This window comes from Ralstonia mannitolilytica (genome assembly GCF_000954135.1).
Taxonomy (GTDB): Bacteria; Pseudomonadota; Gammaproteobacteria; order Burkholderiales; family Burkholderiaceae; genus Ralstonia; species Ralstonia mannitolilytica.
The window spans coordinates 81,190-95,733 of sequence record NZ_CP010800.1 but is presented as its reverse complement, the minus strand read 5'-3'; the positions used below and the strand labels follow the sequence as shown (position 1 = coordinate 95,733).

16 protein-coding genes are annotated in these 14,544 nt (G+C 65.3%); 8 read left to right on the top strand and 8 right to left on the bottom strand.

What is annotated here, in order from left to right; all coding sequences use genetic code 11:
- Window positions 1-119 precede the first annotated feature (119 nt).
- The gene (locus TK49_RS16980) at window positions 120-416 is read right to left on the bottom strand and encodes a hypothetical protein (protein WP_062738197.1); all 297 of its coding nucleotides are present in this window, start codon (window positions 414-416) and stop codon (window positions 120-122) included.
- A gap of 331 nt (window positions 417-747) precedes the next feature.
- On the bottom strand, window positions 748-924 hold the full coding sequence (locus TK49_RS24800) for a hypothetical protein (RefSeq protein ID WP_164491300.1): 177 nt from the start codon (window positions 922-924) through the stop codon (window positions 748-750).
- On the opposite strand from TK49_RS24800, the gene TK49_RS16975 reads away from it, so the two are divergent.
- On the top strand, window positions 913-1,449 hold the full coding sequence (locus TK49_RS16975) for a LysR substrate-binding domain-containing protein (protein WP_240480045.1): 537 nt from the start codon (window positions 913-915) through the stop codon (window positions 1,447-1,449). The genes TK49_RS24800 and TK49_RS16975 overlap by 12 nt on opposite strands.
- A gap of 45 nt (window positions 1,450-1,494) precedes the next feature.
- Here TK49_RS16975 and TK49_RS16970 read toward each other — a convergent pair whose 3' ends face one another.
- Both TK49_RS16970 and TK49_RS16965 read right to left on the bottom strand, forming a co-directional pair.
- Window positions 1,495-1,821, bottom strand: a complete 327-nt coding sequence (locus tag TK49_RS16970) for a hypothetical protein (RefSeq protein WP_045218325.1) — start codon at window positions 1,819-1,821, stop codon at window positions 1,495-1,497.
- Window positions 1,822-2,152: 331 nt separating this feature from the next.
- Entirely contained in the window at window positions 2,153-2,356 is a 204-nt protein-coding gene (locus TK49_RS16965) for a cold-shock protein (RefSeq protein WP_045218323.1), read from the bottom strand.
- A 346-nt stretch (window positions 2,357-2,702) separates the two neighbouring features.
- Between TK49_RS16965 and TK49_RS24600 the strand changes: the two genes are divergently transcribed.
- The 6 genes from TK49_RS24600 to acnB all read left to right on the top strand — a co-directional run bounded on the left by TK49_RS24600 (window position 2,703) and on the right by acnB (window position 7,685).
- Complete coding sequence (locus tag TK49_RS24600) at window positions 2,703-2,876, top strand: hypothetical protein (RefSeq protein WP_157774011.1); 174 nt, start codon at window positions 2,703-2,705, stop codon at window positions 2,874-2,876.
- 173 nt (window positions 2,877-3,049) lie between these two features.
- Window positions 3,050-3,280, top strand: a complete 231-nt coding sequence (locus TK49_RS24260; protein WP_082076350.1) for an isochorismatase — start codon at window positions 3,050-3,052, stop codon at window positions 3,278-3,280.
- 60 nt (window positions 3,281-3,340) lie between these two features.
- Window positions 3,341-3,595: a hypothetical protein gene (locus tag TK49_RS16960; RefSeq protein ID WP_045218321.1), complete on the top strand. Its 255-nt coding sequence runs from the start codon at window positions 3,341-3,343 to the stop codon at window positions 3,593-3,595.
- A gap of 99 nt (window positions 3,596-3,694) precedes the next feature.
- Window positions 3,695-3,907, top strand: coding sequence for a hypothetical protein (locus TK49_RS16955; protein WP_045218317.1), 213 nt, complete (start codon window positions 3,695-3,697; stop codon window positions 3,905-3,907).
- A 96-nt stretch (window positions 3,908-4,003) separates the two neighbouring features.
- Complete coding sequence (locus TK49_RS16950; RefSeq protein WP_045218316.1) at window positions 4,004-4,882, top strand: lysophospholipid acyltransferase family protein; 879 nt, start codon at window positions 4,004-4,006, stop codon at window positions 4,880-4,882.
- 217 nt (window positions 4,883-5,099) lie between these two features.
- Complete coding sequence (acnB, locus tag TK49_RS16945) at window positions 5,100-7,685, top strand: bifunctional aconitate hydratase 2/2-methylisocitrate dehydratase (RefSeq protein ID WP_045218314.1); 2,586 nt, start codon at window positions 5,100-5,102, stop codon at window positions 7,683-7,685.
- 223 nt (window positions 7,686-7,908) lie between these two features.
- On the opposite strand, the gene TK49_RS16940 is transcribed toward acnB, so the two are convergent.
- The 3 genes from TK49_RS16940 to hppD all read right to left on the bottom strand — a co-directional run bounded on the left by TK49_RS16940 (window position 7,909) and on the right by hppD (window position 11,778).
- Window positions 7,909-9,111, bottom strand: coding sequence for an amino acid aminotransferase (locus TK49_RS16940; protein WP_045218312.1), 1,203 nt, complete (start codon window positions 9,109-9,111; stop codon window positions 7,909-7,911).
- Between the two features lie 84 nt (window positions 9,112-9,195).
- A complete protein-coding gene (locus tag TK49_RS16935; protein WP_045218310.1) occupies window positions 9,196-10,581 on the bottom strand; it encodes an amino acid permease in 1,386 nt (461 codons plus the stop codon).
- 123 nt (window positions 10,582-10,704) lie between these two features.
- Window positions 10,705-11,778, bottom strand: coding sequence for a 4-hydroxyphenylpyruvate dioxygenase (gene hppD, locus TK49_RS16930; protein ID WP_045218309.1), 1,074 nt, complete (start codon window positions 11,776-11,778; stop codon window positions 10,705-10,707).
- Window positions 11,779-12,065: 287 nt separating this feature from the next.
- Between hppD and TK49_RS16925 the strand changes: the two genes are divergently transcribed.
- Complete coding sequence (locus TK49_RS16925) at window positions 12,066-12,539, top strand: Lrp/AsnC family transcriptional regulator (RefSeq protein WP_045220250.1); 474 nt, start codon at window positions 12,066-12,068, stop codon at window positions 12,537-12,539.
- A 182-nt stretch (window positions 12,540-12,721) separates the two neighbouring features.
- On the opposite strand, the gene TK49_RS16920 is transcribed toward TK49_RS16925, so the two are convergent.
- The gene (locus tag TK49_RS16920; RefSeq protein WP_045218308.1) at window positions 12,722-14,428 is read right to left on the bottom strand and encodes a M30 family zinc metallopeptidase; all 1,707 of its coding nucleotides are present in this window, start codon (window positions 14,426-14,428) and stop codon (window positions 12,722-12,724) included.
- Window positions 14,429-14,544: the final 116 nt, after the last annotated feature.

The window sequence follows — 14,544 nt, the reverse complement described above, 5'->3', positions numbered from 1 at the left end:
ACCGTGCCTCGATCCAGTCCGACATCTGGGCCCACTCCGCGCTGAACTGGACGGCGCGGCACGGTGCCCGGCTTGACGGTCTCTCGGCAGAGCAGGGCGCTGTACCCAACGAAGCCACGTCACGGCTCGCGCAACGGGCACACCAGGGACGCCAGCAACAGCGCGGCAGCAGCCAGGAGCAGCGCTCTCACGCCGGCGCCCGTTTGGCCGCCCGTCACTGCCCACGCCAGGAACGACAGGCATGCCGCGCCGGCCACAGCCATCGACACGGCAAAAGGCGTGCTTTGCCGCCATGTCACCGCGCGAGTGCGAATCTGGCGGAGGGTGTCCGCCGTGGCGCGATAGAAAAGCCACCCCATGCCGAGGAAGAGGAAGGTGGCGCAACTCCATAAAGGCAGGTTGTTTGTCACCGTCATACCGGCAGGCTCAATGTGAGACCGGAACCGGGCCGGCTGCGTGCGCGCCGCTGGAGGGCGGCTGCGGGGGCGGCCGGCCCCGCGTCAATACACACTGCGGCGGTAGATGGGGAGGGGGAGGGCGTTTTTCAAGTCTTCCGTGCCTTCAGGTAAAACGTCCGCCACCGTCCACCTGCAGGGTTTCAGCGCACCCGTAGCGATTGTCCAATGGAAACGCGATGGCGACTCCGACCCGTTCCGGTTGCCCACCCCCTGTCGCCCAGAGGCCGGCAGCAACGGGGACGCGTATTCCCATTCCGGCGCGCCGAGGTGCGTGAATCCGCGTTCACGGCTACAGCGTCGGCGGACGTAGGCCTTCGTCGAGCCCGGATTCGCTGCAACGTGTACCGGTGCCAGGGCCGAACACCACGGCGCTGAGCAGTGCCAGCGCGGCAGCGCCGATGGCGCCGTACAGCATCACCAGGCCAAAACCGTGCCTGACCGGACGGTGGACCTGGTGGAAGAACACATCGATCTCGCCGTGCGCATCGGCGAACTGCCCGGCAGCACGACGCTCGTGGCACGACGCCTCGGCGTTCAGGATCTGAGCATCGGCGCCGCGCCGTCATACCTGGCACGGCACGGTACGCCCGTCGCGTTCGATGATTTTGCGCAGCACGTGGGCATTGCGTATTTGCGCGACGGTGTGGTGTCACCGAGGCGCGTGCGGGACGCGGACGGCGTCGAGCGCGAGCTGCCGGTCAAACGGCAGTTGAGCCTCGATGATGTCCAGGCGATCGCGGGTGCCGGCGTCGCCGGCCTGGGGCTCGTGCAGTTGCCGTGCTGGCTGCTGACGCACTATGTGGACACGGGCCAGCTCGTAACCGTGAGGGAGCGCTGCGGCGTGCGGCCGATGGACGTCCACGCGGTATGGCCCAGGACGCCCTATCTTCCGCTGAAGACGCGTTGCGCGATCGATGCGCTGGCTGCGGACATTCCCCGGATGATTCACCCACGAGCGGGCCCGGGCAACGGGCTGCGCGCCATGCAATGAACGCGCGTGCTCTGTCCCCGGTCGACGGCTTTCGCCGCGAATCCGTTATGAATCCACCCCCAACTGATCGACGGTGATCACGAGCGTCCGGTCTCCGTGGTCGGTCTGGGCAAGCAGGCCGAGCTGCGTCCGCAGAACACGATCGAGCATGCACTGGAGTTGGCAGAGATCCTGCCGATCGGCGCACGTCAGCCGGTTCATGACATCGTGCGTGAATGCGATCGTGAGCGTTCTCACACGCCAGATGCGGCTGCCGAGTTCAGGCACCTGCCAGTTTGCCGCCAGCACACCGGGGCTGGTGTTCCAGGTCTGCACGTCCTGCCCGGTAATTTCATCGAGCACGGGTTTGGTGAAGGCGACAAGGTCGAGCATCACGGATCTCCATGGCTGACATCGCGAGCCGGCGCATCAGTGGCGGGCGTTGATATGTGGAACTGGCAAGGAGGGCGGCGAGGGGCCCGAACCCGCGAGGGGCCGCCGAAGCCGGCGGATCACCCGTGTCGCGCGAACATGCTGTCGTGCGACGCAGGCGTGGCCGGGCGCGCCGGGTCGCTGTCCCACTCTACTCCCATCCGTGCATCGCGGCGTGATGGTGTTCGCATGTGCAGAGGCGCGCCGCATGCGCAAGCGCGCAAGTGCGCCCGTGTGCGCAGACGAAAAAAAACCCCGCGTGGCGGGGTTTCTTATCGGTGTGCGCGACGGATCAGATCACTTCGATCTTGGTCGCCACCGGGCCTTTCTGGCCTGCGCCTTGCACGAAGCGCACTTTCTGCCCTTCTTGAAGCGACTTGAAGCCGCTGCCCTGAACTTCGGAGAAGTGCGCGAACAGATCGTTGCCGCCCGCATCCGGGGAGATGAAGCCGAAGCCCTTCGAGTCGTTGAACCACTTGACGATACCGGTTTCCATGTTGGATATCCTTAAATGTTCTGGATGAGCCCGTGCTCACCAGGCATGACGATCAAGGAAGGAACAAAGAGAAACAGGTGCCGCTTGCGTGACAACCCAGAACATCGGAGTAACTGCTTGAAAAGCCTGCGAGGGCAAGATGTACCGCTATCGCGCGGCTCTGTCAACAAAAAACGCAGATTCAACGCGAAAAGATGTACGAATGTGGATATGGGGGCGCTTTGCCGCTGCTGCATGTTGCCCAGGCACCGCGGCCGTTGCACACCGGGGAACGGCATCGTTCGATCGCTACGGACCGGGCTAGCCTGGCTGAACCGGCTGGAGGCGGTGGCTGCCAGAAGCTGTTATGATGCGCAACCTTTTCCCGCTTCTGGAATCGAGCGGGCCGGGGGCCGGGCAAGACAAGACGACGTGGCCCTGGCCGTCCGTCGGGCGTACACCCGAATCGTCCTGGGCGACGCAGCCCACCAACCACCAGACCGGCGGTGAATCCGCTCCGTATCCGGCGCGCATGTACTAGGCGCCCGCATGCGCAGGTACGGTCATCTCGCCGCCAATGGCCGACGGTCTGCACCCGCGTGCATGACACACCGGCATTGGCCCCACCCATCGTGGCGTACGTCATCGGCAAGACGTGGTCCGCCTAGCCGCACCACGCGTGCCTTGAACGTTCGCCCGAAACCCGGCAGTGCATTGAACAAAGTCCTTTCCCCCTACACGGTATCCGTGTACCCCATTGAGCAAGAACCAGGCGTCTGGTTTGCCACCTACCTCATCAGTGAATACAGCGACGGCATGGAGCGCATCCTCGCCAACGTCTCGATGCGCCACAACGTCCACGGCACCGAAGCCCTCGCAAGACATGCGGCCCGGACTGCAGGAAGAGCAGCCGTTGCACGGCTGACGCCCCGTCGCACGATTTGAGCGCGAGCGCCGCCAGCCGGCAGGCGCCCCACCAACGAAGTCAACGAGAAGGAAATCCCCATGTCTGTCAGCGATGAATGGGAAGAACTGCATCTGACGCCCGACGGCTGGAAAGCGGGCAGCTACCGACACGAGCCGGGCGATGCCGTCATCGTCGAGCCGCCGGTCAACGATGTGCTGACCGTGCGCAGGCATGTGGCTGCCGTGTATGGCGGCCCGTCGCGCGTGACCGAAGACAGAACGCCGCGCACCGATGACATGCCCGTGATCGAGCAACTGTTGCTGAAGTACGGTGCGCCCGCCTTTAGCGTCTGAACCAAAGGCGATGTGGACCAACATGTTCGCATCCGATACCCGGGCGCAGCTGCCACCCCTCGCGGCGGCGGCACTGCGTCATTTGAGAGACACATTGGCATGACACTCTGCCGCGCTTGCCGCGCCATTGAAATCCATCGGGCCGGTGCGTCAGGCCATGCCTTCCTGACGATCACCGATACCCAGCGCATCAAACCATCCAAGGCAGCGGCCGTCACGGTGAGCACGTTTACATGCCGCACGTGCGGCGCGTGCTGGACGTATCGCGAAGGCAAGAACGCCGCCGAACCGGGATGGTCGCTCGATCAGTAGCGGCGTTCATTGACCCGCGGCCCTTTGCCGACCTGGCCGAGGTCTCGACCCACGCTTGGCGATGCGTCAGGCTGCCCACTCCAGGAGTGCTTCACCATGCTTGACCGCTCCCAGTTCAGCCAGCGCGCATTGCCTGTGCTCTTGCGGCTGTTCTCGTCGCTGCCGCTGCCCGTGGTTCACGGCATCGGACGCGCGGTCGGCCGCATGATCTATGCCGTGCCGGGCGGATATCGCCGCCACGTGCAGCGCAATGCCGCCCAGGCGGGCTTCCGTGAGCCCCGCTTTGCACGGCAGGCCGCCGCAGAAACCGGCGCGATGATGAGCGAGCTTGCGCGCGTCTGGTTCCAGAGCGATGCATGCATGGCCCAGGTGGTCTGCGAGGACTGGAGCGTCATCGAACAAGCCCTGGCCGAGCGCAACGGGCTCATCATGCTCACGCCCCATCTTGGCTGCTTTGAGCTTGCTGCACGCTATGCGGCGCAACGCATTCCGTTGACGGTCATGTTCCGCCCGCACCGCAAGGCCATGCTGCGCGGCCTGCTCGACGCCGTGCGCGCAACGTCGAACCTGACCACGGTGCCGGCAACATCGCAAGGCGTGCGCTCGTTCGTGCGCGCATTGCGCCAGGGCAACGCGGTCGGCCTTCTTCCGGATCAGGCCCCGAAAGGCGAGGGCGTATGGGTGCCGTTCTTCGGTAGGCCTGCGTACACCATGACGCTGCCGGGCAAGCTTGCGCAGCAGACAAACGCCGCCCTGATCATCGCCGCCGGCGAGCGCCTGCCCGGCGGGCGCGGATGGCGGATGCACGTCCGGCGACTGACCGGGCCGCTGCCCGAGGATGCCGAGGCCCAGGCCGCGTGGATCAATGCGGAAATGGAAGAGATGGTCAGGCGTTTTCCGCAGCAATACCTGTGGGGCTACAACCGCTATAAGGTGCCCGCGGGCGCGCCAGCTGTTCCCGCCGGCACGGCATAGGCGGATCGCGCCATTCACGCATGGCGGGCCGCCGCAAGCGGCCGGAACCGTCGGGCAAGCAGTCTGCGCACCGCAGGAATTCGGTCACTCTTATATAAGATATAAGACATTTGACCGTGTAGGGGTAGTGCCATTAGAATCGCGCCTACGTGGCATCCGCGATGGCCTCGGATGCCGGAAAAAGCCTTTCCTGTAACGCAAATCAGCAGACCCCACCATGCTTGAAAACTATCGTGCTCACGTGGCCGCCCGCGCCGCGCTCGGTATTCCCCCGTTGCCGCTGACGGCTCAACAGACCGCCGAACTGGTGGAACTGCTGACGAATCCGCCCGCTGGTGAAGAGCAGACGCTGCTTGACCTGATCACCCATCGCGTGCCCGCCGGCGTGGACGAAGCCGCCCGCGTGAAGGCCGGCTTCCTGGCTGCCGTGGCCAAGGGCGAGACCGCCTGCCCGCTGATCTCGCGCGCGCACGCCACCGAACTGCTCGGCACGATGCTGGGCGGCTACAACATCGCCCCGCTGATCGAGCTGCTGTCCGACGCCGAGGTTGGCGCCGTCGCCGCCGACGCGCTGAAGAAAACCCTGCTGATGTTCGACCAGTTCCACGACGTGAAGGAACTCGCCGACAAGGGCAATGCGAATGCCAAGGCCGTCCTGCAGAGCTGGGCCGACGCCGAATGGTTCACGAGCCGCCCGGAAGTGCCGCAAAGCCTGACGATCACCGTGTTCAAGGTCCCGGGCGAAACCAACACCGACGACCTGTCGCCGGCACCCGACGCCACGACCCGCCCGGACATCCCGCTGCACGCGCTGGCGATGCTGAAGAACGCGCGCCCCGGCATCACGCCCGAAGAAGACGGCAAGCGCGGCCCCGTCAAGTTCATCGAATCGCTGAAGGAAAAGGGTCACCTGGTCGCTTACGTGGGCGACGTGGTCGGCACGGGCTCCTCGCGCAAGTCGGCCACCAACTCGGTGCTGTGGTTCACGGGTGAGGACATCCCGTACGTCCCGAACAAGCGTTTTGGCGGCGTGTGCCTCGGCGGCAAGATCGCCCCGATCTTCTACAACACGATGGAAGACGCCGGCGCGCTGCCGATCGAACTCGACGTGTCGCAGATGAACATGGGCGACGTGGTGGAACTGCGCCCGTACGAAGGCAAGGCGCTGAAGGACGGCAAGGTCATCGCCGAATTCCAGGTCAAGTCCGACGTGCTGTTCGACGAAGTGCGCGCCGGCGGCCGCATTCCGCTGATCATCGGCCGCGGCCTGACCGCCAAGGCGCGTGAAGCGCTGGGCCTGCCGCCGTCGACGCTGTTCCGCCTGCCGCACCAGCCGGCCAACAGCGGCAAGGGCTTCTCGCTCGCGCAGAAGATGGTCGGCCGCGCGTGCGGTCTGCCGGAAGGCCAGGGCGTGCGCCCGGGCACGTACTGCGAACCGAAGATGACCTCCGTCGGCTCGCAGGACACCACCGGCCCGATGACCCGTGACGAACTGAAGGACCTGGCGTGCCTGGGCTTCTCGGCCGACCTCGTGATGCAGTCGTTCTGCCACACCGCCGCGTATCCGAAGCCGGTGGACGTGAAGACGCACCAGACGCTGCCGAACTTCATCAGCACGCGCGGCGGCATCGCGCTGCGCCCGGGCGACGGCGTGATCCACTCGTGGCTGAACCGCATGCTGCTGCCCGACACCGTCGGCACCGGTGGCGATTCGCACACGCGCTTCCCGATCGGCATCAGCTTCCCCGCAGGCTCGGGCCTGGTCGCTTTCGCGGCCGCCACCGGCACGATGCCGCTGGACATGCCGGAATCGGTGCTGGTCCGCTTCAAGGGCCAAATGCAGCCGGGCGTCACGCTGCGTGACCTCGTCAACGCGATCCCGCTGTACGCCATCAAGCAAGGCATGCTGACGGTCGCCAAGCAGGGCAAGAAGAACATCTTCTCGGGCCGCATCCTCGAAATCGAAGGCCTGCCTGACCTGAAGGTCGAGCAGGCGTTCGAGCTGTCGGATGCATCTGCCGAGCGTTCGGCCGCAGGCTGCACGGTGCGCCTGAACAAGGAACCGATCATCGAATACCTGAACAGCAACATCACGCTGCTCAAGTGGATGATTGCGGAGGGCTACCAGGATGCGCGCAGCCTCCAGCGCCGCATCAAGGCGATGGAAGCATGGCTGGCCGATCCGAAGCTGCTGGAGCCGGATGCCGATGCCGAATACGCTGCCGTCATCGAGATCGACCTGGCCGACATCCACGAGCCGATCGTCGCGTGCCCGAACGATCCGGACGACGTGAAGACGCTGTCGGATGTGGCCGGCGCCAAGATCGACGAGGTGTTCATCGGCTCCTGCATGACCAACATCGGTCACTTCCGCGCCGCGTCGAAGCTGCTCGAAGGCAAGCGCGACATTCCCGTCAAGCTGTGGGTGGCGCCGCCGACCAAGATGGACCAGAAGCAGCTGACCGAAGAAGGCCACTACGGTGTGTTTGGCACGGCCGGCGCGCGTACCGAAATGCCGGGCTGCTCGCTGTGCATGGGCAACCAGGCACAGGTGCGCGAAGGCGCGACCGTCATGTCGACGTCCACGCGTAACTTCCCGAACCGTCTGGGCAAGAACACGAACGTGTATCTGGGCTCGGCGGAACTGGCGGCGATCTGCTCACGCCTGGGCCGTATCCCGACGAAGGAAGAGTACATGGCCGACATCGGCGTGATCAACGCGAACGGCGACAAGATCTACAAGTACATGAACTTCGACCAGATCCAGGACTTCAAGGAAGTGGCCGACACCGTGCAGGTCTAAACGGGCCGTCGGTATGCGGCCGGTCGTGCTGGCCGCAGCGGATGCGATGACGCCGCAGGTGGAATGCCTGCGGCGTTTCTTTTTGGGGGGCGGGGCACCTGGCCGACGCCGCTACGGCATCTCGACGAGCGTCATGGCGTCGATGATTCGCGGCTGGCTCGGTTGAGCCGCAACCGCCAAGGGTGCACACGAAATGCACCCTTGGTGTTTTCGGGCCGGCTCCTCAGGCGTTGTTCGCCATGACGTGCGCGACGGCTTCGGCCACCGGGCCGACGTTGCGCTGGTTGAGCCCTGCCACGCACATCCGCCCCGAGCGCAGGATGTACACGCCGTGCTGCTCGCGCAAGCGGTCGACCTGCTCGGCACTCAAACCGGTGTACGTGAACATGCCGCGCTGCTTGATGTAGCGCGACAGCGCTTCGCCGCTCAGGTGCCGGCTCAGCCGGTCATGGATGGCCGTGCGCATGCCCGCGATGCGCTGGCACATGGCCGACAGTTCGCTGCGCCATGCCTGGTCCAGCTCGGGCGTGGTGAGGATCCGGGTGACGATCCTGGCGCCGTGCGTGGGCGGGTTGCTGTAGTTCGAGCGGACGGCGCTGGTCAACTGGCCGAGCACGCGGTCCGCCTCGGCGGCGCTGTCGCAGATGAGGCTGAGGCCGCCGCAGCGCTCGCCGTACAGCGAGAAGTTCTTGGAGAACGAGTTCGCCACCAGTGCCGGCACGCCGCGGCGCGCGAGCTCGCGAATGGCGAATGCATCGTCATCGAGGCCGGCGCCAAAGCCCTGGTACGCCATGTCGACGAAGGGCAGCAGCTTGCGCTTTTGCAGCACGTCGATCAGTTGCAGCCACTGCGCGTTGTCCAGGTCCACGCCGGTAGGGTTGTGGCAGCACGCATGCAGGACGACGATGCTGTGCTTGTCCAGCGCGTCGATGGCCGCGAGCATGGCATCAAACCTGAGGCCGCCGGTGGCCTCGTCGTAGTACGGATACGTGTTCACCGTAAAGCCGGCGCGCTCGAAGATGAAGCGGTGGTTTTCCCACGTCGGGTCGCTCACCCACACCTGGGCCTGGGGGAAATAGCGCTTGAGAAAATCGGCGCCGATCTTCAGCGCGCCCGATCCGCCCAGCGTCTGCACCGTGGCGATGCGGCCTTCGGTGCGGGCGGCGCAGTCCTGCCCGAACACGAGCTTCTGCACGGCATCCCGGTACTGCGCGAAACCGGCCATCGGCAGATAGGGCTTGGGGCCCGGCTCGTGGAGGATGGCGGCTTCGGCTTCGCGCACGGCCTTCATGATGGGCAGGCGCCCATCGTCGTCAAAGTAGATGCCGATGCTCAGGTTGACCTTGTCCTGGCGCGGATCCTTCTGGAAGTTCTCGTTCAAGGTCAGGATGGGGTCGCCTGGGTATGCGTCAACGTGTTCGAACATGATGGTGTTGCCTGGAAGTGGAAGGGGTCGATTGTGCCGGATCGCGCGCCGGCCGTGTCGGCTGCGCGCAATCCGGCGAAGGCGTTACAGCGCCTCGGCGCGTGCCTGGGATGCCAGCGTGGCGTTCTTCTGGCGGAACAGGTAGCTGATGCCCAGCACGGCCATCCAGACCGGGATCAGGTACACCGAGATCCGCAGGTCCGGCGTCAGATACATCACCACCAGCACGCCAGCCAGGAAGGCCAGGCACAGGTAGTTGGTGAGCGGATACCCGAAGCTGCGGAAGGCCGTCGACTGGCCAGCCTTGCGCTTGTCGTGGCGGAACTTCAGGTGGATCACGCTGATCATCGCCCAGTTGATGATGAGTGCCGAGACCACGAGGCCCATCAGAAGCTCGAACGCCTTGCCGGGCATGAAGTAGTTGAGCGCCACGCACGCCAGCGTGGCGATGGCCGATACGCCCAGCGCCGCCAGCGGAATGCCGCGCTGGCTGACCTTGAGCAGCGCCCTGGGGGCGTTGCCCTGCCTGGCCAGGCCGTACAGCATGCGGCTGTTGCAGTACACGCCGCTGTTGTAGACCGACAGCGCGGCCGTCAGCACCACAACGTTCAGCACGTTCGCCACGAGGTTGCTGTTCATCGCGTGGAAGATGAGCACGAAGGGGCTGCCGCCGGTGACGACCTTCTCCCACGGATACAGCGACAGCAGCACACCGAGCGCGCCCACGTAGAAGATCAGGATGCGGTAGATGACCTGGTTCGTTGCCCGCGGGATCGTGACCGACGGGTTGTCCGCCTCCGCCGCCGTAATGCCCACCAGCTCCAGCCCGCCAAACGAGAACATGATGACAGCCATGGCCATCACGAGGCCGCCGATGCCGTTGGGGAAGAACCCGCCGTGCGCCCACAGGTTGGTGACGCTTGCCGCGGGACCGGCACCGCCGGTGAGCAGCAGATAGCCGCCAAATCCGATCATGCCGACAATGGCGAGCACCTTGACGATGGCGAACCAGAACTCCATCTCGCCGTACGACTTCACGCTCGTCAGGTTGATGCCGTTGATGATCACGAAGAACGCCAGCGCGGCCACCCACGTCGGCACGCCCGGCCACCAGTACTGGACGTAGATGCCGACGGCCGACAGCTCCGCCATGCCGACGAGGATGTACAGCACCCAGTAGTTCCAGCCCGACATGAAGCCGGCAAAGTGCCCGCAGTACTTGTCGGCAAAGTAGCTGAACGAGCCGGCCACGGGCTCATCGACGACCATCTCACCGAGCTGGCGCATGATGAAGAACGCCACCATGCCCGCCAGCGCGTAGCCGAGCAGCACCGAAGGGCCCGCCAGCTTGATCGTCTGCGCGATGCCGAGGAACAGCCCCGTACCGATGGCGCCGCCCAGCGCGATGAGCTGGATGTGGCGATTCTTCAGGCCGCGCTTGAGCCCGCCTTCCTTGTCATGGGAAATCATGTCTTCCTGTCTCCTGCCTTGGATGGAAGCGGCATGCGCCATGGATGTCGGCGCGCCGCGTCAACGCTGCCCGGCGCTTTTGGCGCCGGACGGTGTCCTTGTATTTCGTAGGGGAATGGGGGCTCAGACCTTGAGCGTGCCACGCTCGATCTGATCGCGTTCCAGCGATTCGAACAGCGCCTTGAAGTTGCCTTCGCCAAAGCCGTCGTCGCCCTTGCGCTGGATGAACTCGAAGAACACGGGCCCGAGCAGCGTCTTGGAAAAGATCTGCAGCAACAGGCGCGGCGAGCCGTCTTCCGTCGTGCCGTCGAGCAGGATGCCGCGCTTCTGCAGCTCTGCCACCGGCTGGCCGTGGCCCGGCAGGCGCTTCTCGAGGTTTTCGTAGTAACGGCTGTTCGGCGCCGTCATCAGCGGCACGCCGGCGGCCTGCAGCTTGTCGATGACCTCGATGAGGTTGTCGGTGAGAAAGGCGATGTGCTGGATGCCTTCGCCGTTGAAGGCCATCAGGAATTCTTCGATCTGCCCGCTGCCGCCGGCGGACTCCTCGTTGAGCGGAATGCGGATCTTGCCGTCCGGTGCCGTCATCGCCTTGGAGGTGAGGCCGGTGTATTCGCCCTTGATGTCGAAGTAGCGGATCTCGCGGAAGTTGAACAGCTTCTCGTAGAAGTTGGCCCAGTACGCCATGCGGCCGCGATAGACGTTGTGCGTCAGGTGGTCGACCAGGCGCAGGCCGTGGCCCACCGGGCGGCGTTCGACGCCCTCGATGAACTCGAAGTCGATGTCGTAGATCGATTTGCCGTCTTCGAAGCGGTCGATCAGGTACAGCGGCGCACCGCCGATGCCCTTGATGGCCGGCAGGCGCAGCTCCATCGGGCCCGTCGCGATCTCGATGGGCTGGGCGCCCAGCTCCAGGGCGCGCGCATAGGCCTGGTGAGAGTCCTTCACGCGGAACGCCATGCCGCATGCGCTCGGGCCGTGCTCGGCCGCAAAGTACGCGGCCTGGCTGTTCGGCTCACGGTTGACGATGAAGTTGATGTCGCCCTGGCGATACAGCAGCACATCTTTCGAACGATGGCGTGCGACCAGCGAGAAGCCCATCTGCTCGAACAGCGGTTCCAGCACGTTGGGCGTCGGCGAGGCGAATTCGACAAACTCGAAGCCCATCAGCTTCATCGGGTTTTCAAAGAGATCGGTCATGGCGGGGGCGTTGTTGAGAAGTGAAGCGAAAGGGGCGGTCGCGGGGCACACAATGCGCGCAGGGAATGGTGGTGCCTGGCGAAATAAAGTTGCGGGTCACATTGTGCGCGGGGCGGCGCTCGGGCCTTGGGGCGGGGCGCGTGCCAGTCGCACTCCGGCCGTCTACCGGCGCGTCGTTTGTGGAGAAGTGTATATTTCCGCCTGAGAAATAGGATTTCGTGCGGTGGCCAGGGAAACCCTCGGTTCTGAAACGAAATTTCCCTTTGACAGGGGTTCAGGAAATGGAAGTGCAGACAATCACGTTCGATCGCATCGACCTGCGGCTGCTGGGGGCGTTGCAGGAGCACGGCCGGATCTCGAATCTCGAGCTGGCCGAAACGATCAAGCTTTCACCGGCGCAAACGCTGCGGCGGCACCGGCGGCTTGAAGAGCTTGGCGTGATCCGCCGTTACGAGGCGCGGCTCGACCCGAAGAGCCTCGGCTTTGGCGTGGTCGCGTTCATCCAGGTCACCATGGAGCGCGGCCACATCCGTGATCTCGCCAAGTTCAAGGAGCTTGTCGCCAAGCTCGCGCAGATCCAGGAGTGCTATTCCGTGACTGGCGATATCGACTACGTGCTGAAAGTCGTCGCGCGCGACCTGAAGGCGCTGTCGGACTTCCTGCTGGACACGCTGATGCGCATTCCGGGCGTGAGCCGCGTGCAGTCCATCGTCTGCCTGGACGAGATCAAGGGAACGACCGCGATGCCGCTGGAGGCGTGATGGCGGCCCGCAGTGTGCCGCCGCGGTCGGATGCCGCGAGGGCGTCATCGCGCGTGGTCGGTGATCGGCACCACCGGCGCGCGCCGGTTTGGCGTGCAGACGGCGAGGCCCATGAGCTGGGCCGGGCGCGCTGCACCGACGTGTGGCCCTCGCCCGGCAAGCCGCGCGAGAGCCACACGCCCTCAATGCACGATGATTGATACCGTTGAGTTTGCGGGCACCGTGAGCGTCTCGCTGTACGTGCCGGCCTTCAGCCCGCGCGAGACCGGGAACTGTCCGAAGCCCTGCAGCGTGGCCGGCACGGAGGTCGGCATGGTGCGCTGGCTGCTGTAGTTCGGGCCGTTGAGCGCCGGGATGGAGAAGCCGCTGTCCGAGCGCGCCGGATACGCAAAGCCCGACGGGCTGCCCGGCACCGGCAGCAGGGCGACGGCTGTACCCCAGCGGCTGACCGCATCGCCCAGGCCCGCGCCGCCGCCCGCGCGGATGGCGTTGTCGAGCACCGTGGCGGAATCGGTCGACGAGAAGTTGTGCAGCAGGTTGGTGTAGTACGCAACGCCGTACTGGCGCAGCAGGAAGCCACCGAGGCTACCCGAGATCGGGTACCCCGGGCATGGCGACGACAGCGAGGGGTCGAAGGCCGTCAGCGCGCAGTCATATGCGCTTTGCAGCCAGGCCGGGAAGCGGCTGTCGCGCACGTTGTTGAAGCTCGGATCGATCTGGCTGGAGAGCACGTCTTCCATGGTCATGGCGGTCATTTCTTCGAGCCACGTGCCGTACATGTACTGCGAGCCGTGCAGCACGCCGCGCTGGTAGAAATTGGCCATGTGCGTGAACTCGTGGCCGAGCGTCGAGATGACCGTGTTCAGCCCGCTGGTGCCGCCCAGGTACACGGTTTCCGAATCCACATACAACGACAGCGACTGGTTCGACAGCGGCTGTGCGCTGGTGGTGAAGTTGTTGCGCGCCCAGAAGTAGCCGACGCGGCCATAGGGCTGGCCATCCGGCTGGATGTTCAGCACGACGATGTCGAGTGCCTGGTTCGGGTCGATCAGGCTGGCCGAGCTGGAGTAGCTGCCCCACGGCTGCCCGACGAGCGACGTCGCCAGCGTGTAGATCGACTGGTTGCCCGAGGCAAACTTGTTGGCCAGCGTGCCGATGACGCCGTCGGAGATCTTGCTGCTGCCGTACTCCGAGTCCTGCACCCACACGTTGACGATGCGGCCGTCCGTGGCGGTGGCCTGCTGCCGCAGCGTGGCCGAGACGACCACGGCCGTGCCGTCGGGCTGCTGGTGGTTCCACGTGCGCTGCGCGCCCACGGCTGCCACCGATTGCGGGCGCAGCACCGTGTTGCCGGAGCCGGATGCGCTCTGCGTCTTGAGCGGGCCCGCGCCGCTGGCATAGCCGTCCAGTGCATGCGCGTTGAAGTCGGAAAGCTGGCGGTCAAAGGCCGCGTTGGCATCGTTGCCCACCACGTCGGCCGCTGCCTTTGGTGCAGCCGTACCGGTGGTGTCGAGCAGCCCCAGGCTGGTGATCGGGACAGACGGCATCGGCTGGGCCGCCGCGCCCTGGTTGGTGTAGACGAGCGTCACGTTCTGCCCCGTGAGCCCCGCGATCGACACGGACACCGTTCCGGCCGAGCCGCCTGCATTGGTTGCCTGCCATACGCCCACGCCGGAGCCGGCATACGTGGTGCCGAGCGCGCCGCAGTTCGTACCGCTGCAGGCTGGCGCCACGGTAATGTTGGCGGTGGTGCTCTGCGGCGTGTTCGAGGCTCCCTCGCTCGCACCGCCTCCGCCGCCTCCGCAAGCGGCCAGGGTGCCTGCGGCTGCCACCATCATCGTGAGGGCCCATTGCTTCGTGCCGCGCACGGTCGTGCTGCTACGTTCCATCCACTTCTCTCCCAATCCGAATCCTTGCGCGCTGTCGGCTCGTGACTGTGGCGCGCGGACGGATTCTCAGGTGGAAGTGGCGGAGCCGATCCGTGGAAATAACGGGCCGTGAGCGC